18 protein-coding genes, 1 tRNA gene and 1 pseudogene are annotated in these 20,247 nt (G+C 63.3%); 12 read left to right on the forward strand and 8 right to left on the reverse strand.

Annotated elements, in window-relative coordinates; genetic code table 11:
* Positions 1-93: 93 nt before the first annotated feature.
* Positions 94-444 (forward strand): annotated as a pseudogene (locus tag NKJ06_RS28060) (pyrroline-5-carboxylate reductase dimerization domain-containing protein); the annotation flags it as partial.
* A gap of 340 nt (positions 445-784) precedes the next feature.
* On the opposite strand, the gene NKJ06_RS28065 reads toward NKJ06_RS28060, so the two are convergent.
* From NKJ06_RS28065 to metH, 3 genes are all read right to left on the reverse strand, one after another.
* Positions 785-2,230 (reverse strand): NAD(P)H-dependent oxidoreductase, encoded by a 1,446-nt coding sequence (locus tag NKJ06_RS28065; RefSeq protein ID WP_352628402.1) that lies wholly within the window; start codon positions 2,228-2,230, stop codon positions 785-787.
* Between the two features lie 86 nt (positions 2,231-2,316).
* Positions 2,317-3,711 carry a multicopper oxidase family protein gene (locus tag NKJ06_RS28070; RefSeq protein WP_352628404.1) on the reverse strand — a complete coding sequence of 465 codons (1,395 nt, stop codon included), beginning with the start codon at positions 3,709-3,711 and terminating at the stop codon, positions 2,317-2,319.
* Between the two features lie 158 nt (positions 3,712-3,869).
* The gene (gene metH / locus NKJ06_RS28075; RefSeq protein ID WP_352628406.1) at positions 3,870-7,679 is read right to left on the reverse strand and encodes a methionine synthase; all 3,810 of its coding nucleotides are present in this window, start codon (positions 7,677-7,679) and stop codon (positions 3,870-3,872) included.
* A 50-nt stretch (positions 7,680-7,729) separates the two neighbouring features.
* On the opposite strand from metH, the gene NKJ06_RS28080 reads away from it, so the two are divergent.
* Both NKJ06_RS28080 and NKJ06_RS28085 read left to right on the forward strand, forming a co-directional pair.
* Positions 7,730-8,041 (forward strand): hypothetical protein, encoded by a 312-nt coding sequence (locus NKJ06_RS28080; protein ID WP_352811378.1) that lies wholly within the window; start codon positions 7,730-7,732, stop codon positions 8,039-8,041.
* 261 nt (positions 8,042-8,302) lie between these two features.
* Positions 8,303-8,734: a YybH family protein gene (locus NKJ06_RS28085; protein WP_352628409.1), complete on the forward strand. Its 432-nt coding sequence runs from the start codon at positions 8,303-8,305 to the stop codon at positions 8,732-8,734.
* 242 nt (positions 8,735-8,976) lie between these two features.
* Here the strand turns inward: NKJ06_RS28085 and NKJ06_RS28090 are convergent.
* Positions 8,977-9,051, reverse strand: a tRNA-Thr gene (locus NKJ06_RS28090).
* Between the two features lie 161 nt (positions 9,052-9,212).
* Between NKJ06_RS28090 and NKJ06_RS28095 the strand changes: the two genes are divergently transcribed.
* The 9 genes from NKJ06_RS28095 to yacG all read left to right on the forward strand — a co-directional run bounded on the left by NKJ06_RS28095 (position 9,213) and on the right by yacG (position 14,852).
* Positions 9,213-9,407, forward strand: coding sequence for a hypothetical protein (locus NKJ06_RS28095; RefSeq protein WP_352628411.1), 195 nt, complete (start codon positions 9,213-9,215; stop codon positions 9,405-9,407).
* 128 nt (positions 9,408-9,535) lie between these two features.
* Positions 9,536-10,828: a UDP-N-acetylglucosamine 1-carboxyvinyltransferase gene (murA, locus tag NKJ06_RS28100; protein ID WP_352628413.1), complete on the forward strand. Its 1,293-nt coding sequence runs from the start codon at positions 9,536-9,538 to the stop codon at positions 10,826-10,828.
* Between the two features lie 91 nt (positions 10,829-10,919).
* Complete coding sequence (locus NKJ06_RS28105) at positions 10,920-11,354, forward strand: DUF2948 family protein (protein ID WP_352628415.1); 435 nt, start codon at positions 10,920-10,922, stop codon at positions 11,352-11,354.
* 7 nt (positions 11,355-11,361) lie between these two features.
* The gene (hisD, locus tag NKJ06_RS28110; RefSeq protein WP_352628417.1) at positions 11,362-12,654 is read left to right on the forward strand and encodes a histidinol dehydrogenase; all 1,293 of its coding nucleotides are present in this window, start codon (positions 11,362-11,364) and stop codon (positions 12,652-12,654) included.
* A 6-nt stretch (positions 12,655-12,660) separates the two neighbouring features.
* Positions 12,661-13,146 carry a UPF0262 family protein gene (locus tag NKJ06_RS28115; RefSeq protein ID WP_352628419.1) on the forward strand — a complete coding sequence of 162 codons (486 nt, stop codon included), beginning with the start codon at positions 12,661-12,663 and terminating at the stop codon, positions 13,144-13,146.
* Positions 13,134-13,589, forward strand: a complete 456-nt coding sequence (locus NKJ06_RS28120) for an arsenate-mycothiol transferase ArsC (protein WP_352628636.1) — start codon at positions 13,134-13,136, stop codon at positions 13,587-13,589. Before NKJ06_RS28115 ends, NKJ06_RS28120 begins: the two co-directional genes overlap by 13 nt.
* Positions 13,590-13,788: 199 nt before the next feature.
* Entirely contained in the window at positions 13,789-14,007 is a 219-nt protein-coding gene (infA, locus tag NKJ06_RS28125; protein WP_006200926.1) for a translation initiation factor IF-1, read from the forward strand.
* Between the two features lie 21 nt (positions 14,008-14,028).
* Positions 14,029-14,658, forward strand: a complete 630-nt coding sequence (locus tag NKJ06_RS28130; protein ID WP_352628421.1) for a Maf-like protein — start codon at positions 14,029-14,031, stop codon at positions 14,656-14,658.
* A complete protein-coding gene (yacG, locus tag NKJ06_RS28135; RefSeq protein WP_352628423.1) occupies positions 14,655-14,852 on the forward strand; it encodes a DNA gyrase inhibitor YacG in 198 nt (65 codons plus the stop codon). The genes NKJ06_RS28130 and yacG overlap by 4 nt, the downstream gene beginning before the upstream one ends.
* Positions 14,853-14,856: 4 nt before the next feature.
* Here yacG and NKJ06_RS28140 read toward each other — a convergent pair whose 3' ends face one another.
* The 4 genes from NKJ06_RS28140 to NKJ06_RS28155 are packed head-to-tail and all read right to left on the reverse strand — an operon-like array spanning position 14,857 to position 20,074.
* The gene (locus NKJ06_RS28140) at positions 14,857-16,227 is read right to left on the reverse strand and encodes an alpha-glucosidase/alpha-galactosidase (protein ID WP_352628425.1); all 1,371 of its coding nucleotides are present in this window, start codon (positions 16,225-16,227) and stop codon (positions 14,857-14,859) included.
* A 19-nt stretch (positions 16,228-16,246) separates the two neighbouring features.
* Positions 16,247-17,914 (reverse strand): ABC transporter ATP-binding protein, encoded by a 1,668-nt coding sequence (locus NKJ06_RS28145; protein WP_352628427.1) that lies wholly within the window; start codon positions 17,912-17,914, stop codon positions 16,247-16,249.
* Between the two features lie 10 nt (positions 17,915-17,924).
* Entirely contained in the window at positions 17,925-19,064 is a 1,140-nt protein-coding gene (locus tag NKJ06_RS28150; protein WP_352628429.1) for an ABC transporter permease, read from the reverse strand.
* Positions 19,065-19,066: 2 nt separating this feature from the next.
* Positions 19,067-20,074: an ABC transporter permease gene (locus NKJ06_RS28155; protein WP_352628431.1), complete on the reverse strand. Its 1,008-nt coding sequence runs from the start codon at positions 20,072-20,074 to the stop codon at positions 19,067-19,069.
* Between the last annotated feature and the right edge of the window lie 173 nt (positions 20,075-20,247).

The following is a 20,247-nucleotide window of genomic DNA, read 5'->3' on the forward strand; positions in this document are numbered from 1 at the left end:
CCCTAAATGGGCAGGGTGATGAGGGGGGGGTATCCCAACGGGCTGTGAGCCCACGCCCCCACGCGTGGCGGCGCCGCCCGGCGGCCGGGGCGCGGCGAGGGGGCCACCATCGATGACGAGGGCCTGATGGATGCGGTGACTGCCGTGTCCGGGTCGGGGCCAGCCTATATCTTCCATTTCATCGAGGCGCTGACCGTGGCCGCCGAGAAGGCCGGCCTGCCGACAGCGACCGCCAAGCTGCTCGCCATGCAGACCGTCTACGGCGCCGCCTCGCTCGCCGCCGAAAGCGGCGAGGAGCCGGGCGTGCTACGCCAGCAGGTGACCAGCCCCAAGGGGACGACGGCCGCGGCGCTGGAGGTGCTGATGGGCGAGGACCGGCTGACGCGCCTTCTCACAGAGGCGGTGGAGGCTGCGCGGCTGCGATCGATCGAACTCGGGAAGTAGGCCGGTAGCTCCTTGCGTTGACGCCTTGGCGGAAACGCCCATCGCTTCGTCATCCTATGGCGGAGCAAGGAGCGAAGCGACGCGGTGCAGACCATAGGATCCATGCCGTGACATCCGAGCGCCGCTACGGCGCAGAATTCTGCTCCGCTGCATTCCTCGATCAAGGTCGCGGCATGGATCCTCGGGTCTGCGCTGCGTCGCTCCGCTCCTTGCTCCGCCCGTGGATGACGAAGGGGAAGGCTTCGGTCAATCCCGAATGTTTATGCTGATCAATCCAAACGAACGACGAAATCCGGGCCGCCAATAGGCCGTCCAACCCATCAACCCCGTGTGCCCCTGGTCAGGCCTCATTCTGGCTGCCGCCCCACATGTCGTCGATCTCGTTCTTGCTCACGACGCGACCGTCCTCGCCCGCCTTGGTCCTCAAATCGACGGCAATGTCGGCCAACCGCTCCGCCAGAGGCGCGCGGCCTTCAGCCCCGTACAGCATTTCGTCCTGCAGCCGGCGCAAGGCAAACAGCCTCGTCGTCTGGTCGGGAGCGGCGTTGTCGGCGGTCAGCAATTCGCCTTTCCTGACCGGTTTCAGCACCTTGCCGCCCTCGAGCAGGCCGACCGGCACGGCGCGCTGGGCACGGGCTTCGCCGACGGTCATGGTCCAGGAACGGTAGCAGGTCTCGCCGATCGCATCGAAGGTCTCGCCGGCGGCAAGGTCGCGCTTGGCGACGGCGCACACTTCGGCCACTGGCCTTGGCAGCGGCACCATGTCGGGCTTGCCGAAAAGCACGATGCGGGCGGCGGTCAGCGGCACTTCCAGCGAGGTCAGATGATACGGCCTGAACAGGCTGTAATAGGGGCCGTGGCCGATATGCAGATCGTCCATGCGCTCGATGATGCGCGGATGCTTCGCCTCGACGATGACGAAGACGCCGGGCGCGACGCCCTTGCCGACCGTGTAGTCGACGACGCCTTTCTTTAGCAGCAGCCCGCCATCCTCGCGCGGGATAAGCACCTTGGCGAGGTCGTCGCGGTCGGCCTTCGGGCCGTGCATGCCGGGCACATCGGGCACGAGCCCGGTGGCGTTGGCGATGGCACACATCTCGACCATGGTTTTCGAGCCGTCGACGAACTCGACCAGCATGCGCGGGTTCATGTTGCGGCGGATCGCTTCCGCGCGGTAGTCGTCCGGCACGGCATCGTGGTTGAGGGGGTTGTTCTTGCCCTTACCGGCCGAGACGATGGTTAGGCCGAGCGCCGACGCAAACTCGATCAGCTCCATGCAGCTCGACGGCTCGTCGCCCGCACCGACCGAATAGACGACGCCAAGCCGGTCGGCCTGCTGCTTGAGATAGCAGCCAATGGTGACGTCGGCCTCGACGTTCATCATCACCAGATGCTTGCCGTGCTCCATCGCCATCAGGTCGAAATCGGCGGCGACACCCGGCTTGCCGGTGGCGTCGATGACGACATCGATCAACGGATTGGTGACCAGCATCTCGTTGGAGGTGATGGCGATCTTGCCGTTCTCGATGGCGCCGGTGACTTTCGACGCGGTGTCGGCTTCGACCGCCATGGCTTCATCGCCATAGGCGATACGGATGGCATCGCGCGCGGTGTGCGGGCGGCGTGTAGAAACGGCGCAGACCGAAATGCCCGGCATCAGCATGCCTTGCGTGACCAGATCGGTGCCCATCTCGCCCGAACCGATGACGCCGATGCGCACAGGGCGACCCTCGGCGGCACGCCTGGCGAGATCCCGGGCAAGGCCGGTCAGGGCGACATTGGTCATGCAGGAAATGTCCTATGGTTCTTGAGTTGGAGGCGGCAATAGCAGGGAAGCGCCCCCTTTTGCCAACGAAACCCTCGGCTGCGGCTTCACACCACCCTGATATAGCTCGTCATTCCTGATTTCTGGTGCTCGATGATGTGGCAGTGCAGCAGCCAGTCGCCGGGATTGTCGGCAACGAAGCCGAGCTGAACCTTCTCGTTGGGCTGGATGAGATAGGTGTCGGAAATCAAAGGCTGAACCTGGCGCGTCGAGGACGACAGCACCTTGAAGCTCATGCCGTGCAGATGCATCGGATGGGATTGCGGCGTCAGGTTTTCCATGTCGATGACATAGCTTCCGCCGAGCTTCAATTCGGCCAGCGGTGCGGTCGGATCCGGTGTATCGCCCGGCCACGGCATCTTGTTGATTGCCCAGAAACTGTAGCCAAGCGAACCGCAGATGCCGTCGCTCGGGACGTTTTCCGCCGTTGCGCTCAGCGCCAGGGAAATATGCTTGGCGCTGGTGAGATCCACCTCCGCCACCGGATTGACCTCCAGGGGTGCAACATCGCTGATATCACGCTTGAGCGAGCTTCCGGCCGCGCGCAAGGTCGCCAGAATTTTAGGCTTGGTGCCCCTGACGTCCCGCAGGCTTACGATCGCACCCTCGCCATCGGGCATGCGGATGGCCAGCTCCATGCGCTGTCCCGGTCCAAGCAGCAAGGCATCGGGGGAAAAACGTTGCGGCACCGGATTGCCGTCCAGTGCGATGACTGTCGCCTCGGCGCCGTCGACGCGAAAAGCATAGATGCGCGTGACGTCGGTGATCGCCACCCTGAGCCGTACCAGGCCGCCGGCCGGCGCATCATATTGCGGCTGATCGAGCCAGTTGGCGGTTCGCACGGTGCCGTAGGTACCGGTTCTTGCGGCATCGCGCGGCCGGAACTGGTCGATGAACTGGCCGTCGTCACCGAGGCGCCAGTCGCGCAAATTAAGGACGACCTCGGCATCGAATTTCGGATCGTTCGGATTCTCGACCACGATCACCCCTGTCAGGCCGTGGCCCATCTGCTCCAGCGTGTTGCAGTGCGGGTGATACCAGAAGGTGCCGGCGTCTGGCGGCGTGAAGGCGTAGTCGAAATGGTCGCCGGTATAGACGTAGGGCTGGACCAGGAACGGGACGCCGTCCATCTTGTTTGGAACGCGAACGCCGTGCCAGTGGATCGTCGTCGGATCGTCGATCGCGTTGACAAGACGGGCGGCAAAGGGCTCGCCTTTCTTCATTCTGAGCACGGGCGGCATTCCGACGGTGCCGTAGGTCAGCACATCCCTGGTCTGGCCCACATCCATCAGCTTCGCCTGGATTTTTGCCGTCTGCAGAACCACCGGCTCAGGCCCGGCAGCGGCCCAGCCGCCAAGCCGACCCAGGGCCGAGAGCCCGATGCCGCCCGCGCCGGCAACCGCGGCTGTTTTCAAAAGCCTGCGGCGTGTGAGTAGGGTCATTGGCGCTCCAACTGCAAGGACGGCTGCCTCGGGTTTATCGCCGTCTTGGATCAGAGGCCAGCCACCAGCGCAGATGCCGATATTGGCACATCGTGTCTCGACGATGCCATGGCGATGTGGTTGTCGTGTGGCCTGGCTGACACCAGAACTTGCCGTCGCTATTCAGCCGCCTCGGCATAGTGTGCCGGCACGTAGTTGAGGATGGGGCCAAGCCAGCGCTCGACCTCGGCCAATGGCATCGCCTTGCGGCGTGCATAATCCTCGACCTGGTCGCGCTCGACCTTGGCGACGCCGAAATAATAGCTTTCGGGATGTGACAGATAGATGCCCGACACGGACGAGCCCGGCCACATCGCATAGCTTTCGGTCAGGCTCACGCCCGCATTGCCCTCGCCGTCGAGCAACCGGAACAAGGTCGCCTTCTCGGTGTGGTCCGGCTGCGCCGGATAACCGGGCGCCGGGCGTATGCCGCGATAGGGCTCGCCGATCAGTTCGTCTGGCGCCAGATTCTCATCTGGTGCGTAGGCCCAAAACTCCTTGCGCACCTTCTCATGCATGCGCTCGGCGAAGGCCTCGGCGAAGCGGTCGGCCAGCGCCTTGACCATGATCGACGAATAATCGTCGTTGGCGCGCTCGAAGCGCTCGGCGATCGCCACTTCCTCGATGCCGGCGGTGACGATGAAGCCGCCGATGTAATCTGGCTTGCCGCTGTCCACTGGTGCTACGAAATCCGACAGCGCGACATTGGCCTTGCCGTCGCGCTTGGTCAGTTGCTGGCGCAAGGTGAAGAACGTCGCCAGTTCCTGTGATCGCTTGTCATCCGTGAACAGCCTGATGTCGTCGCCGACGGTGTTGGCCGGCCAGAAGCCGATGACACCGCGCGGGGCGAACCATTTTTCGGCAATGATCTTCTTCAGCATCGCCTGCGCATCCTCGAACAGCTGGCGCGCGGCGGGTCCCTGTGCCTCATCCTCCAGTATCTTGGGATGGCGACCCTTCAGCTCCCAGGTCTGGAAGAACGGCGTCCAATCGATATAGCGCGCGAGCTCGGCCAGGTCCCAATTCTCGAAGACCTTCACACCTGTGAGGGACGGCTTCGGCGGCTCATATTCAGACCAGTCGATCCGGTGCGCGTTGGCCCTCGCCTTGGCCAGCGGCAGCCGCTGCTTGTCGGCTTCGGAGCGGGCGTGCGCGTCGGCGACTTTCTTGTATTCGGCGCGCACCGTGTCGACATACTTCGCCTTGCTGTCATTCGACAGCAAGGACGAGACAACGCCGACCGCCCGGCTGGCGTCGGTGACATAGACTGTCTGGCCCTTGCTGTAGCGCGGATGGATCTTCACCGCCGTGTGCACGCGGCTGGTCGTCGCGCCGCCGATCAACAGCGGAATGTCGAAACCCTCACGCTCCATCTCGGCGGCCATATGCGCCATCTCGTCGAGCGACGGCGTGATCAGGCCGGACAGGCCGATGATGTCGACTTGTCTCTCGCGCGCCGTCTGCAGGATCTTTGCCGCCGGCACCATGACGCCGAGATCGATGATCTCGTAATTGTTGCAGGCGAGCACCACGCCGACGATGTTCTTGCCGATGTCGTGGACATCGCCCTTCACCGTCGCCATCAGGATCTTGCCCGCCGTCTGGCGTTCGCCATTGTCGATGCCATTGGCGGCGTTGGCCAGCTTCTCGGCCTCCATGTGCGGCAATAATCCTGCGACGGCTTGTTTCATTACCCGCGCCGACTTCACCACTTGCGGCAGGAACATCTTTCCCGCGCCGAACAGGTCGCCGACGACGTTCATGCCGGCCATCAGCGGACCTTCGATGACATGCAGCGGGCGTTCTGCTGCAAGCCTTGCTTCCTCGGTGTCGGCGTCGATGAATTCGGTGATGCCGTTGACCAGCGCATGGCTGATCCGCTGTTCGACCGGCAGCTCGCGCCAGGCGAGATCGCGCTCCCTGGCTTCTTGGCCCGCCGTGCCCTTGAAGCGTTCGGCGATCTCCAGCATGCGTTCGGTGGCGGTGCCGCCGGCCTTGGGCACGCGGTTGAGCACGACATCCTCGCAGGCCTCGCGCAGCGCCGGCTCGATCGTGTCGTAGACGGCGAGCTGGCCGGCATTGACGATGCCCATGTCCATGCCGCGCTGGATGGCATGGTAGAGGAACACGGCATGCATGGCCTCGCGCACCGGCTCGTTGCCACGGAACGAGAACGACAGGTTCGACACGCCGCCGGAAATATGGACATGCGGCAGCGTCCCGGTGATCTTGCCCGTCGCCTCGATGAAGTCGACGCCGTAATTATCGTGCTCCTCGATGCCGGTGGCGATGGCGAAGACATTGGGGTCGAAGACGATATCCTCGGGCGGGAAGCCCGCCTGCTCGGTCAAGAGCTTGTAGGCGCGGGTGCAGATTTCGACCTTGCGCGCTTTGGTGTCGGCCTGGCCGTCTTCGTCGAAGGCCATGACGACCACCGCAGCCCCATAGGCGCGCACCAGCCTTGCATGATGCAGGAATGCCGCCTCGCCTTCCTTCATCGAGATGGAGTTGACCAGCGGCTTGCCTTGCACGCATTTCAGACCGGCTTCGATGATTTCCCATTTCGAACTGTCGACCATGACAGGAACGCGGGCGATATCGGGCTCGGCGGCGATCAGGTTGAGATACTCCACCATCGCCTTCTTCGAATCGATCAGCCCCTCGTCCATGTTGATGTCGATGATCTGCGCACCATTGGCGACCTGGTCGCGCGCCACGTCGAGCGCGCCGACATAGTCACCCGCCGTGATCAGCTTGCGGAACCTGGCTGAGCCGGTGACATTGGTGCGCTCGCCGACATTGACGAAGGGAATCTCATCCGTCAGCGTGAACGGTTCCAACCCGGACAGGCGCATTTTGCGCTCGATGTCGGGAATGGCGCGCGGCGGATATTTCTTCACCGCCTCTGCGATGGCGCGGATGTGCTCTGGCGTCGAACCGCAGCAACCGCCGACGACATTGACCAGCCCCTCGCGGGCAAAATCCTCGATCTGCGCCGCCATGAATTCCGGGCTCTCGTCATAACGGCCGAATTCATTGGGCAGGCCTGCATTTGGATAGGCGCAGACAAAAGTGTTGGCGACGCCTGATATCTCGGCCAGATGCTCGCGCATGGCATTGGCGCCGAGCGCGCAGTTGAGGCCGATGGTGAACGGGCTGGCATGGCGCACCGAATGCCAGAAGGCCGTCGGCGTCTGGCCGGACAGAGTGCGGCCGGAGAGATCGGTGATGGTACCCGAAATCATCACCGGCAGACGCACGCCCTTCTCGATGAATATCTCTTCTGCTGCGAAAATCGCCGCCTTGGCGTTCAGCGTGTCGAAGATGGTCTCGATCAGGATGATGTCGGCGCCACCGTCGATCAACCCGCGCAGCTGCTCGCCATAGGCGAGGCGCAATTCGTCGAAGGTCACCGCGCGATAGCCGGCATTGTTGACGTCGGGCGACATCGAGGCGGTGCGGTTGGTCGGCCCCAGCGCGCCAGCGACGAAACGGCGCTTGCCATCCTGCTGCTGTGCTCTCAACGCGGCGCGCCGCACCAGCCGCGCGCCATCGCGATTCAGAGCATAGACGGCATCCTCCATGTCGTAATCGGCCTGGGCGATCGAAGTCGAGGAGAAGGTGTTGGTTTCCAGAATATCCGCGCCTGCGATGGCGTATTGATAGTGGATTTCCTCGATCGCCGCGGGCTGCGTCAGGATCAGGAGGTCGTTGTTGCCTTGCTGATGGCAGGCGCAGCCGGCGAAGGCCTCACCACGGAAATGATCTTCATCGAAACCCAGGCCCTGGATCTGCGTGCCCATGGCCCCGTCAAGGATGAGGATGCGCTCACGCGCCGCTGCCGTCAGCGCCGCAAGCACTTCCGACCCGTCGGGCTTTGCCGCGACGGGGCCGAACAATGCGTCCAGCGATGCAGAACTCTGCGACATTTTTTATCCCTTTGGCGACAAGCCTGTTCGTGTCACATAAGGATATCTTTATGTCAATATACGGCAAGCGCTCGTCATTGTCACGCGCTGTTGCTATCACTGGCTTCCCAGCGCAATCCTTCCGTCAGCGCAGATGGCTGGACGAGGAGAAGGTCAGACAAGCATTCCGTTCGGGCAATGGATTGGGTTGGCACGACCATGGCATCTGCCTGTTCCGCGGCACGGACGCCGGCATTGCTTATGTGCCCCTGCACCTCAACGCGACCGTGTGTTCTTCGGCGCCGCGTGCCGATCTGGAGAAAATTCATGAGCGCGCGATCTCGCACAATATGGTGCTTGGGCACTCAGAGGAATTCCCATGACCAGCGAATTGGTGATTCAGCAGGCGTGATCCCGTCGCAGAACTCGCCCCGTCTGATGGGTCGCTCAGACTTTTGTCCCAAACATTCCTGACCTGTTGGGGCAGTTCGGCTGTCGCACTGTTCTCCATTCAGTGCATGTTCCCACGACGACACTGCCCACTGCCGGGAGGTGGCAGGCACTTTAGCGCAGGCTAACGGAACAAAGTTGCCGCTTCTGAAGTTTTGAAATGGGAAGCATGGCAAGACTGTGGGAATGTTAAGATGTTAGCCTCCGACCTAACGAAAGTTATCGAGCAGGATCATCTGGCTCTGGATGCCTTCGTAAAGGGCGATCCTGAGCCCTTGAAAGGCCTCTACTCGCGACAGGACGACGTCATTATTGCCAATCCCTTTGGCCCGCCGGCGAAGGGATGGAGAAAGGCCGCTGAGACCATGGAACGGGCCGCCACCAATTACCGGCACGGCAAGGCCATCGGCTTTGAGCGCATCTCGGAGTATGCGACGGCCGACTTGGGATACATCATCGAGGTCGAGCGGTTCCAATCCAAGGTCGGTGGGGGCGACAAGCTGGTGCCGATTGCGCTTCGAGTCACCACCATATTCCGCCGGGAGGAAGGCGCGTGGAGGATCGTCCTTCGTCATGCCGATCCGATAACCTCGGTACGCTCACCGACGTCCATTGTCGGGGAGTAGAAGGACCAGTGCTTGCTGGCCGCCGGCAAAAGAAAGTCGGGCCTAATCTACACGCCCGACACCAGCCCGAACGCCTATCCCTCAAATCGGAGGGCGCGCGTTGCCAAAGATAATAGACGCCGATCTTCGGATGTGGCCAAGGTCCAGGCATTCTCAAGCTTATGTGTACCACCCCTGTGTACCAGACAGGCGGCAAAAAGACCAATAAAGTCAGATAGTTGTTGCCAAACAACGGCTTGGAATGGTGCTGCGAGAGAGGATTGAACTCTCGACCTCTCCCTTACCAAGGGAGTGCTCTACCACTGAGCTACCGCAGCCGCTGATGGCGGGGCTTCTGCCATATCGAACCGGCAAGCGCAAGGCCAAGTGCAACGCTTCTGTGAAAGGCTTTGCCGGATAGCTTTCAATGACACGGCGGCGCCACAATGTTGGCTATCCCTGATTGGCAAGCTGGCTGGTCGCCGGCCGGGACGGGATGATGGACGACAAGACAATTCCACTGAAAAGGGCTGGTCCAGCAAAAAAGGGCGGTACCAACCGCAAGGACCGGCTCGCCGAGCAATTGCGGGCGAATCTGCAGAAGCGCAAGGCGCAGTCGCGCTCGCGCCGCACCGGTGATGCAGATCAGCGGCCGGATGGGCTCGGCGCGGCAAGGGAAATACAAAAAGATTAACTCAAATCGGCCATTCTTGGCCCGGGGTGGGCGAAATCCTATTTCTTGAACCAAGCCGGCCAATGGTCTAGACGGGCCGCTACTCAAACGATTGAACCGGCCTTTTTGGCCGAGAGGGACGTTCTTCCATGGATCGCATCAGAATTGTCGGGGGCAACAAGCTCTCCGGAAGCATTCCGATCTCGGGCGCGAAAAACGCGGCGCTGCCCCTGATGATCGCCTCGCTTTTGACCGACGACACGCTGACGCTGGAAAACGTGCCGCATCTGGCCGATGTCGAGCAGCTGATCCGTATCCTCGGCAATCACGGCGTCGACTATTCGGTCAATGGCCGCCGCGAGAAGCAGAATGAGGGCTATTCGCGTACCATCAATTTCTCCGCCCGCAACATCGTCGACACGACGGCGCCCTATGAGCTGGTGTCGAAGATGCGGGCGTCGTTCTGGGTGATCGGCCCGCTGCTGGCCCGCATGGGCGAGGCCAAGGTGTCGCTGCCCGGCGGTTGCGCCATCGGCACGCGCCCGGTCGATCTGTTCCTCGAAGGCCTGCAGGCGCTGGGCGCCGATATCGACGTCGACACCGGTTACGTCATTGCCAAGACCAGGAACGGCCGGCTAGTCGGCAACCGCTACGTGTTCCCGAAGGTCTCGGTCGGCGCCACCCATGTGCTGATGATGGCGGCGGCCCTGGCCAAGGGTGAAACGGTGCTGGAAAACGCCGCCTGCGAGCCTGAGATCGTCAACCTCGCCGAGTGCCTCAACGCCATGGGCGCGAAAATTTCCGGCGCCGGAACGCCAACCATCACCATCGACGGCGTCGAATCGCTGTCGGGCGCGCGCGTGCGCGTCATTCCCGACCGCATCGAGACCGGCACCTACGCCATGGCCGTCGCCATGACCGGCGGCGACGTCGTGCTCGAAGGCGCGCGGCCGGAGCTGCTGCAGACCGCGCTCGACGTGATCGCCCAAACCGGCACCGAGATCACGCCGACCAATTCCGGCATTCGCGTCAGGCGCAACGGCGCCGGCATTTCGCCGGTCGATGTGACGACGGCACCGTTCCCGGCCTTCCCGACCGATTTGCAGGCGCAGTTCATGGGCCTGATGACCATGGCCAAGGGCAAGTCGCGCATCACCGAGACGATCTTCGAAAACCGCTTCATGCATGTGCAGGAACTGGCCCGGCTCGGCGCCCACATCACGCTTTCGGGCCAAACGGCGATCGTCGATGGCGTGCCGAAGCTGAAGGGCGCCCCTGTCATGGCGACCGATCTTCGCGCCTCGGTGTCGCTGGTCATTGCCGGCCTGGCAGCCGAAGGCGAGACGACGGTCAACCGTGTCTACCATCTCGACCGCGGCTTCGAGCGGCTGGAGGAAAAGCTGTCCAACTGCGGCGCGGTGATCGAGCGGATTTCCGCATAGGCCAATCGCAAGGCCTTGCGGTGCGGTTGCGCGGACGGGAAAGACCGCCTAACAGAAGGTTCAGTTATCAACCTTCAGGTGCGAAATCCGCATGACTGCCCTTAAGCTTATCGCGCTCGACGACCAGGATCTGAGCATCGTTTCGGCCCATGTCCAGGATGCCGTGATGAAGGTCAGCGACCTCGAATTCCTGCCTGCGGCCAAGCGTTTCCTGCTGACCATGAACCGTTTCGTCTGGGAGGCCAAATCCGGCCTGTTTCGCCAGCACAACGAGCGGCGGCAGGCCGTGCTGCATTTCGACCGCGTGCTCGGCGCCAAGACCAGCGGCATTGCCCGCGACAAGCCGGCTGAGGTCCTGTCCCTGCTGGCGATCAGCTTCATCGAGATCAGCAAGCCTGCCGGTATCGTCGAGCTGATCTTTGCGGGCGGCGGCACGATCATGCTCGATGTCGAGTGCATCGAGGCCCGCCTTGCCGACGTCGGCGGCGCGTGGGAAGCCACCTCGCGCCCCATACACAAGGCCTGAACATCCGATGGCCATCACGCTTCGTCAGTCCGACGCCGATTTCGAGCAGCGTTTCGCCGCCTTCCTCCTGACCAAGCGGGAAGTGTCTGCGGATGTCGACGCCGCGGTGCGCGACATCATCGCGCGCGTGCGCGCCGAAGGCGACGCGGCGCTGATCCACTATTCACAGAAATTCGATCGCGCCGATCTGGCTGGATTAGGCATCGCCGTCTCGAAGGACGACATCGCCAAGGCTTACAAGGCCGCCGATCCAAAGACGATCGAGGCGCTGGAATTCGCGCGCGACCGCATCCGCTCCCATCATGAGCGGCAGCGGCCGAAGGACGATCGCTATACGGATGCCGCCGGCGTCGAGCTCGGCTGGCGCTGGACGGCGGTCGAGGCGGTCGGGCTTTATGTGCCGGGCGGCACGGCGAGCTACCCAAGCTCGGTGCTGATGAACGCCGTACCGGCCAGGGTGGCCGGTGTCGAGCGCATCGTCATGGTCGTGCCGGCGCCCGGCGGCATCATCAATCCGCTGGTGCTGGTGGCGGCCGATATATCAGGCGTGTCGGAAATCTACCGCGTCGGCGGCGCGCAGGCGATCGCGGCGCTTGCCTACGGCACCGAAACGATCCGGCCGGTCGCCAAGATCGTCGGTCCGGGCAATGCCTATGTCGCGGCGGCCAAGCGCCAGGTCTTCGGCACCGTCGGCATCGACATGATCGCCGGCCCGTCGGAAGTGCTTGTCGTGGCCGACGGTAGCAACGATCCGGACTGGATAGCCGCCGATCTGCTGGCCCAGGCCGAGCACGACACATCGGCGCAGTCGATCCTGGTCACCGACGATCCAGCTTTCGGCATCGCCGTCGAACAGGCGGTCGAGCGCCAATTGCAGAGCTTGCCGAGAGCCGAGACGGCGTCCGCGAGCTGGCGCGATTTCGGCGCGGTGATCGAGGTCGCCACGATCGACGCCGCGCTGCCGCTGGTCGACCGCATCGCCGCCGAACATGTCGAATTGGCAATCGACGATGCCGAGGGTTTCCTGTCGCGGATGCGCAATGCGGGTGCCGTCTTTCTCGGCCGCCACACGCCGGAAGCCATCGGCGACTATGTCGGTGGTTCCAACCATGTGCTGCCTACGGCCCGTTCGGCACGTTTCTCGTCCGGCCTGTCCGTGCTCGATTTCGTCAAGCGCACGTCGATCCTCAAGCTTGGGCCGGAGCAGTTACGGATTTTGGCGCCGGCGGCGATTGCGCTGGCCAAGGCGGAAGGCCTTGACGCGCATGGCCGCTCCGTCGCCATACGGCTGAACATGTAGGCCGCGATGTCTGGCTCCGATCAAACCCGCGCCAGGCTGATCGATGTCGAACTCGATGAATCGATCGGCCGTTCGACACCCGATGTCGAGCATGAACGCGCGGTGGCGATCTTCGACCTGATCGAGGAAAACAGTTTTCAACCCGTCAATGACAGCGGCGCCGGCCCCTATCGGCTGAAACTGTCGCTGGCCGAGCAGCGCCTGGTATTTGCCGTGGCGCGCGAGGATGGTGATGCCGTCGTCACCCATATCCTGTCGCTGACGCCGCTCAGGCGCATCGTCAAGGACTATTACATGATCTGCGAAAGCTATTATGACGCCATCCGATCCTCGACGCCAAGCCACATCGAGGCGATCGACATGGGCCGCCGCGGCCTGCACAATGAAGGCTCGCAGACGCTGATGGACCGGCTTTCCGGCAAGATCGACATCGATTTCGACACGGCGCGCCGGCTGTTCACGCTGGTCTGCGTGCTGCACTGGCGGGGCTAGCCCTGGCTACCCTGCCCCGATCGATCCTGTTCCTGTGCGGCATGAACGCCGTGCGCTCGCCGATGGCCGAGCAGCTGGCGCGGCGGATGCTGCCCGCCACCATCTTCGTCGCCTCGGCCGGCGTTCGCGCCGGCGAGCGCGATCCGTTCGTCGATGCGGTGCTGGCCGAGGAGGGTCTCACGCTGGGTGAGCGTCACCCAAGGACGATGGACGATCTCGAGGACGACTATTTCGACCTCATCGTCACGCTGGCTCCGGAAGCGCACCACGCGGCGCTTGAACTCACCCGCTCGCTCGCCGTCGAAGTCGAATACTGGCCGATGCCGGATCCCACCGATGCCGGCGGCACGCGAGAGCAGATCATGGCGGCCTACAGGGACGTACGCGAGCGGCTGAAGTCTCGGATAGGTCGCCGTTTCGCGCCTCCGCAGGCCACGGATTAAGCGTGTTCACAAGCGAGCGATTATCATATAGGTTCCGCCGAAATTCCGGCTAGAGTCGGGTGATTTCAGGTCTGTTCGACCTGAAATCTGAATCCGCCTCTAAACCAAGAAGTAGAGCATGATGTCGTCCGAAAACCGCTTCACACTTTTCGGCATCATGCTCTAAGCGCCGGAACTGCCATCCAAGCAAAGGTATCGAATGCCGAAGGAAGAAGTCCTCGAGTTTCCGGGTGTCGTGACGGAATTGTTGCCCAACGCGATGTTCCGGGTAAAACTCGAAAACGAACATGAGATCATTGCCCATACGGCCGGCCGCATGCGCAAGAACCGCATCCGCGTGCTGACCGGCGACAAGGTTCTGGTCGAGATGACGCCGTACGACCTGACCAAGGGCCGCATCACCTATCGTTTCAAGTAAGCAAAGCCCGACTGGTCCGCGATGAGCATTTTGCAGAAGCTGGTGCTTGCCTCGGGTTCGCCGCGCCGGATCGAGCTCTTGCAGCAGGCCGGCATCGAGCCGGACCGCGTGCTGCCGGCCGATGTCGACGAAACGCCGCTGCGTGCCGAGCATCCGCGCTCGCTGGCCAAGCGGCTGTCGAAGGAGAAGGCCGAGAAGGCGTTCGCGTCGCTGAAAACCGAAGCCGACTACTCGCCGGGCTTCGTGCTGGCCGCGGACACGGTCGTCGCCGTCGGGCGGCGCATCCTGCCCAAGGCCGAGACCCTCGACGACGCCGCCAACTGCCTCGGGCTGTTGTCGGGCCGTTCGCACCGGGTCTATTCCGGCATCTGCCTGATCACCCCAGGGGGCAAGCTGCGTCAGCGGCTGGTCGAGACGCGGGTGCGCTTCAAGCGGCTGCCGCGCGAAGAGATCGACGCCTATGTCGCGTCGGGCGAATGGCGCGGCAAGGCCGGCGGCTACGCCGTCCAGGGTCTCGCCGGGGCGTTTGTCGTCAAGCTGGTCGGTTCCTACACCAACGTCGTCGGGCTGCCGCTCTATGAGACGGTGGCGCTGTTGAGCGGCGAAGGCTTCAAGGTGCATGGCGGCTGGCTGTCAGGCGCACGGCTATGAGTTCCGACCCCAAAGTCACGCCCTTGCGCCCAAAGCGCCCCTGCCCCGAATGCGGCAAGCCCTCGGCGCGCGATACTTTTCCGTTCTGCTCGACGCGCTGCAAGGACATCGACCTCAACCGCTGGCTGAAGGGCGCCTATGTCATCAAGGCCCGCGACGACGAGGAAGAGACGGACCCCGACGCTCCGAAATAGGTCGTCAGGCGGCTTCGGTCTTGCGCCTCACGCGCGCCCAGGCTGGCAGCCAGTCGCCGTGGGCGGCGAGGAGATCGTCGACCAGTGACCAGATCTGATCGAGATCGAGTTCGGCCGCAGTATGCGGATCCATCATCGCCGCATGGTAGATGTGCTCGCGGTTCTCCGTCATCAGCGCCCGCACCGTCAGTTCCTGCACGTTGATGTTGGTGCGGATCAGCGCGGTCAATTGCGGCGGCAGCTCGCCGATATAGGTCGGCTGGATGCCGGAGGCATCGACCAGGCACGGCACTTCGGCGGCACAGTCCCTGGGCAGCGAGGTGATGCAGCCATTGTTGCGGACATTGCCGTAGATCACCGAAGGTTCGCCGGTCCAGACCGAATTCATGATCGAGGAGGCATATTCCTTCGACTGCTCGACCTCGATGCGGTCGGCCGAGCGGTAGGCTTCCGCCTGCCCCTTCCAGCGCTCGATCTGCTCGATGCAGCGCTTGGGATACTCATCCAACGGGATGCCGTACTTCTCGATCAGGTCCGGGCGGCCTTCCTTGATGAAATAGGGCGTGTATTCGGCGAAGTGTTCCGAGCTTTCGGTGACGAAATAGCCGAGCCTAGTCAACATCTCATAGCGCACCTTGTTGGGGCAGCGCGGGTTCCAGCCGGGCTTCGGCGCGCGGCCTTCGCGATAGGCGCGCACGAGATCGGGATAGAGGTTGCGGTAGGAACCGTCCGGCTGGCGATGCTTGAAGCTGAGATAGAACGCCATGTGGTTGATGCCGGCCGAGCGATAGCGGATCTCTTCGTACGGAAGGTCGAGATCATGCGCCAGCTCCATTGCCGTACCCTGTACCGAATGGCAGAGGCCGACCTGCCTGATGTCAGGGTATTTCTCCGCTATCGCCCAGGTGTTGATCGCCATCGGGTTGACGTATTGCAGCATGATCGCCCGCGGGCAGACGGCGAGCATGTCCTCGCAGACCTTCCACAGATGCGGCACGGTCCTGAGGCCACGCATGATGCCACCGACGCCGAGCGTGTCGGCGATCGTCTGGCGCAGGCCGTATTTCTTCGGCACTTCGAAATCGGTGACCGTGCAGGGCTCGTAGCCGCCGATCTGGAAGGCGACGACGACGAAATCGGCACCGGCAAGCGCCTTGCGCTGGTCGGAATGGGTCTCGGTCTTCGCCTTGACGCCGAGCGTCGCGATCAGCTTGTTGACGACGATGGCGCTCTCCTCCAGCCGTTGCGGATTGACGTCCATCAACGCGATCGTCGCGCCGGAAAGCGACGGGCGCTGCAGCACGTCGCCGACAATGTTCTTCATAAACACCGTCGAGCCGGCACCGATGAAAGTGATCTTGGGATTTCTTGCCATGCTAACCTCCGGCATATGTTCAGGCCACGTCGAAAGCGGCCCTGACGAGCCGTTCGGTGTAGGCGGTCTTGGGATTGGACAGGACGTCGTCGACGGGGCCTTGCTCGACGATCTTGCCGTTCTGCATGACGATGACGCGGTGGCACAGTGCGCGCACCACCTTGAGGTCGTGCGAGATGAAGAGGTAGCTGAGGCCGCGCTCGTCCTGCAGCTTGCGCAGCAGGTCGATGATCTGCGCCTGGACGGAGAGGTCCAGCGCCGAGGTCGGCTCGTCGAGCAGGATGAATTCGGGTTCGAGCGCTATAGCACGGGCGATCGCGATGCGTTGGCGCTGGCCGCCGGAGAATTCGTGCGGAAACCGCGACAGTATATCGCCGGGCATGCCGGCGCTGACCAGCGCCTCGCGCACCCGTTCGACCCGCTCGCGCCGGGTCGCCCCTATGCTGTTGACGATGAGCCCTTCCTCGATGATCTGGCCGATCGTCATGCGCGGGTTGAGCGAGGAGAACGGATCCTGGAAGACGATCTGCATGCGCGAGCGCAGCGGCCGCATCTCGGCCCGCGACAGGCCGTGGATCGGCTGGCCGTCGAAACGAATCTCGCCACGCTTGGCGTCGATCAACCTCAACAGGGTCTGGCCGAAGGTGGTCTTGCCGGAGCCGGACTCGCCGACCAGCCCCAGCGTCTCGTGGCGACACAGGCTGAGGCTGAGATCGTCGACGGCGACCAGTTCTCGCCAGTCCGGTTTCAGGAAGGTGCCGTGGCGCAGCACGAATGAGACGCGCACGCCGCTCGCCTCAAGAATGGTGCCGCAGCCCTCCGGCAGCGGTTTCGGCTGCCCGCGCGGCTCGGAAGCCAGCAGCCGCCGCGTATAGGGATGCCGCGGATCGGCGAAGAGCCGTTCGGTCACGTTGTGCTCGCACATTTCGCCATGCTGCATGACATAGACGTAGTCGGAGAACTGGCGCACCACGGTCAGGTCGTGGGTGATCAGGATCACCGCCATGCGCAGTTCTTTCTGCAGGCTGCGGATCAGGTTCAGGATCTGCGCCTGGACGGTGACGTCGAGCGCCGTGGTCGGCTCATCGGCGATCAGAACATCGGGATTGTTGGCCAGCGCCATGGCGATCATCACCCGCTGGCGTTGTCCGCCCGAGAGCTGATGCGGGTATTGCCTGAGCCGCGCGGCGGGATCGGGAATCTGCACGTGCTGCAGAAGTTCGAGTGCTCGCGCCCACGCCTGCTTGCGGCTAACCTTGCGATGCACCCTGATCGCCTCGACGATCTGGCTGCCGACCGTATAGATCGGGTTGAGCGAGCTCATCGGCTCCTGGAAGATCATCGAAATGCGGTTGCCGCGCAACTTGCGCCGGGCGCTCTCGGGGAATTTCAGGATGTTTTGCCCGTCATAGCAGACGCTCGACCCGGGCGACACCGCGGCGCGCCGGGACAGCAGTCCCATGACCGTGCGCGCCGTCACCGACTTGCCGGAACCGGATTCGCCGACGATTGCGATCGTCTCGCCGCGATAGAGCTGGAACGAGATGTCCTTGACCGCGTCGACGACGCCATGCTCGACCTTGAAGGCCACGGCGACGTTGCGGGCGTCGATGACGGGTTGGTCCTGGCGTCCATCATGGTCGTGACGAACGGTTGGTGCGAAGGATTCGGCGAGCGCGACGGTCATCTGTGCCACCTCAATAGGGATCGACGGCGTCGCGCAGGCCGTCGCCCAGCGCGTTGAAGGCAAAGACAGTGACGAGCACGAAACCGACCGGCGACAGGATCCAGGGATAGGTGCCGATGACGGAATAGGTCGCGGTGTCCTGCAGCATCAGACCCCACGAGATCAGCGGCGGCTTGACGGCAAAGCCGAGGAACCCGAGGAAGGATTCGAGCAGCACCACCGTCGGGATCGCCAGCGTGACGGCAACGATCACATGGCTCATCACGTTGGGGAAGATGTGCTGCATGATGATGCGCCGGTCGGTGGCGCCGACCGCCATGGCGGCTCGCACATACTCGATCCGCGCCAGCGCCAAAGTCTTGCCGCGCACCTCGCGCGACATCTGCGCCCAGCCCAATGCCGACATGACGATGATGACGAAAGCGAGGAAGACGTTGGTGGGAGCAGTAACCGGGATCAATGTCGTCAGCGCCAGGTAAAGCGGCAGTTGCGGGAAAGCGAGCACGAGTTCCACGAAACGCTGCATCCAGACATCGAACCTGCCGCCAAAATAGCCGGAGACCATGCCGACGGTGGTGCCGATGACGGTGATGATGAAGACGACCGTCAGCGCGATCATCAGCGAGACGCGCGAGCCATGGATGGCGCGCGACAGCACGTCGCGGCCGAATTTGTCCGTGCCGAGGAAATGCACCGGCTGGCCGTCCAGCGAGGCGAACAGATGCCGGTCCGCAGGCACCAGCCCGAAGAGCTTGTAGGGCGCGCCATGCACGAAGAAGCCAAGCAGCCTTGGATGGTCATAGTCGGGACCGACGACGGGCTGGAAGGTGACCGGATCGAGATCCGCGGAATCGGCCAGCGCATAGACCCTCGGCCGCGCGTTGAAAGCGCCGTCCTTGTCATGGAAAACAGGCACCTGCGGCGGAGCGAAGCCGACGTCCGTGACCTTCGGGTCCATTGGCGCGATGAACTCGGCGAACACAGCCATCACCAGCAGGAGCACGACAAGCCAAAGCCCGGCCATGCCGGTCCAGGAGCGCTTCAGCCGGCGCCAGACAAGCGCGGTGTAGCTTTCGTTGCCGCGCGCCGGTTTGGCCACGATGGGGCTCTCGGCCGGCAGCGGCGAAGGTGATGGATCGCGCGCCAACATTTCTAACCCTCCCCGAACTGGCGCACGCGCGGATCGAGCAGGACCAGCAGCATGTCGGCGATGATGTTGCCGACGATGAGCGTCGCCGACAGCACCATCATGAAGGTGGCGGTCACATAGACGTCGCCGACGGCCATGGAGCCGACGATCGCGGGGCCGACAGTCGGTAGCGCGAAGATGATCGCCGTCTCGATCTCACCGGTCAGCATGTAGGGCAGCACCACGCCTTGATACATGACGAGCGGGTGCAGCGCGTTGGGCACGGCGTGACGCATGACGACGGCAGCGCCGGTCAACCCCTTGGCCCTGGCCGTCTCGACATATTGCGCGTTGAGCGTGTCGAGCAGATTGCCGCGCATGACACGCATATTGTAGGCGAGGCCGCCGAATGTGGCGATCGCCACGACCGGCCAGACATGCTTGACCAAGTCGACGAATTTGGCCCACGACCACGGCGCGCCGCCATATTGCGGCGAGAAGAAGCTGCCGATCTCCGACACATTGAACTGGAAGACCAGGAGATAGACGATGATCAGCGCCATCAGGAAACGTGGCACCGTCATGCCGAGGAAGGAGATGGCCGAAAGCGTGCTGTCTATCCAGGTATATTGCCGGGTCGCCGCCCATATGCCGAATGTGATGCCGAGCACCGAGGCGAGCAGATGGCAGACCAGTGCCAGAATGAGCGTGCGCGGCAGACGCTCGCCGACCACATCGGCGACCGGCTTGTTGTAATAGAGGCTGTAGCCGAAATCGCCGCGGGTGACGATGCCGCCGATCCAGTTGAGATACTGCACGGGCAGCGGCTTATCGAGGCCATGGTCGATGCGATAGGCCTGGGCCTGCGCGTCGGCCTCGGCGAAGGAGGCGCCGCCCTGGTTGATCGCCTGCGAGCGGATGTAGTCGGCATAGTCGCCCGGCGGCGCCTGGATGATGGCGAAGGTGACCAGGCTCAGAATAGCGAGGACCGGTAGTGCCGACGCTATGCGCGTGAGCAGAAATCGCAACATGGACGGTCCGTTTCTTGTCTCGCCGATCGCGCCTGTGGTTGCGTCCGGAGGTTGGTTTTGTCGGGGGGGGGGCCCGGCCGGGGGCGGCGGGGGGGGGGGGGGGGGGGGGGGGGGGCTTGTGTGGGGCGGTTGTTGGGGGGGGGGGGGGGGCGGGGCGCGGGGGGGGCGGGGGT

Origin of the sequence: Mesorhizobium sp. M0293 (assembly GCF_040321735.1) — a bacterium.
GTDB lineage: Bacteria > Pseudomonadota > Alphaproteobacteria > Rhizobiales > Rhizobiaceae > Mesorhizobium.

What these genes read in the sequence shown, in the direction of transcription:
- NKJ06_RS28065 (WP_352628402.1), bottom strand. Translation starts at nt 2,230, where the DNA reads ATGACCAATGTCGCCCTGACCGGCCTTGCCCGGGATCTCGCCAGGCGT.
- NKJ06_RS28070 (WP_352628404.1), bottom strand. Translation starts at nt 3,711, where the DNA reads ATGACCCTACTCACACGCCGCAGGCTTTTGAAAACAGCCGCGGTTGCC.
- metH (WP_352628406.1), bottom strand. Translation starts at nt 7,679, where the DNA reads ATGTCGCAGAGTTCTGCATCGCTGGACGCATTGTTCGGCCCCGTCGCG.
- NKJ06_RS28080 (WP_352811378.1), top strand. Translation starts at nt 7,730, where the DNA reads ATGTCAATATACGGCAAGCGCTCGTCATTGTCACGCGCTGTTGCTATC.
- NKJ06_RS28085 (WP_352628409.1), top strand. Translation starts at nt 8,303, where the DNA reads ATGTTAGCCTCCGACCTAACGAAAGTTATCGAGCAGGATCATCTGGCT.
- NKJ06_RS28095 (WP_352628411.1), top strand. Translation starts at nt 9,213, where the DNA reads ATGGACGACAAGACAATTCCACTGAAAAGGGCTGGTCCAGCAAAAAAG.
- murA (WP_352628413.1), top strand. Translation starts at nt 9,536, where the DNA reads ATGGATCGCATCAGAATTGTCGGGGGCAACAAGCTCTCCGGAAGCATT.
- NKJ06_RS28105 (WP_352628415.1), top strand. Translation starts at nt 10,920, where the DNA reads ATGACTGCCCTTAAGCTTATCGCGCTCGACGACCAGGATCTGAGCATC.
- hisD (WP_352628417.1), top strand. Translation starts at nt 11,362, where the DNA reads ATGGCCATCACGCTTCGTCAGTCCGACGCCGATTTCGAGCAGCGTTTC.
- NKJ06_RS28115 (WP_352628419.1), top strand. Translation starts at nt 12,661, where the DNA reads ATGTCTGGCTCCGATCAAACCCGCGCCAGGCTGATCGATGTCGAACTC.
- infA (WP_006200926.1), top strand. Translation starts at nt 13,789, where the DNA reads ATGCCGAAGGAAGAAGTCCTCGAGTTTCCGGGTGTCGTGACGGAATTG.
- NKJ06_RS28130 (WP_352628421.1), top strand. Translation starts at nt 14,029, where the DNA reads ATGAGCATTTTGCAGAAGCTGGTGCTTGCCTCGGGTTCGCCGCGCCGG.
- yacG (WP_352628423.1), top strand. Translation starts at nt 14,655, where the DNA reads ATGAGTTCCGACCCCAAAGTCACGCCCTTGCGCCCAAAGCGCCCCTGC.
- NKJ06_RS28140 (WP_352628425.1), bottom strand. Translation starts at nt 16,227, where the DNA reads ATGGCAAGAAATCCCAAGATCACTTTCATCGGTGCCGGCTCGACGGTG.
- NKJ06_RS28145 (WP_352628427.1), bottom strand. Translation starts at nt 17,914, where the DNA reads ATGACCGTCGCGCTCGCCGAATCCTTCGCACCAACCGTTCGTCACGAC.
- NKJ06_RS28150 (WP_352628429.1), bottom strand. Translation starts at nt 19,064, where the DNA reads ATGTTGGCGCGCGATCCATCACCTTCGCCGCTGCCGGCCGAGAGCCCC.
- NKJ06_RS28155 (WP_352628431.1), bottom strand. Translation starts at nt 20,074, where the DNA reads ATGTTGCGATTTCTGCTCACGCGCATAGCGTCGGCACTACCGGTCCTC.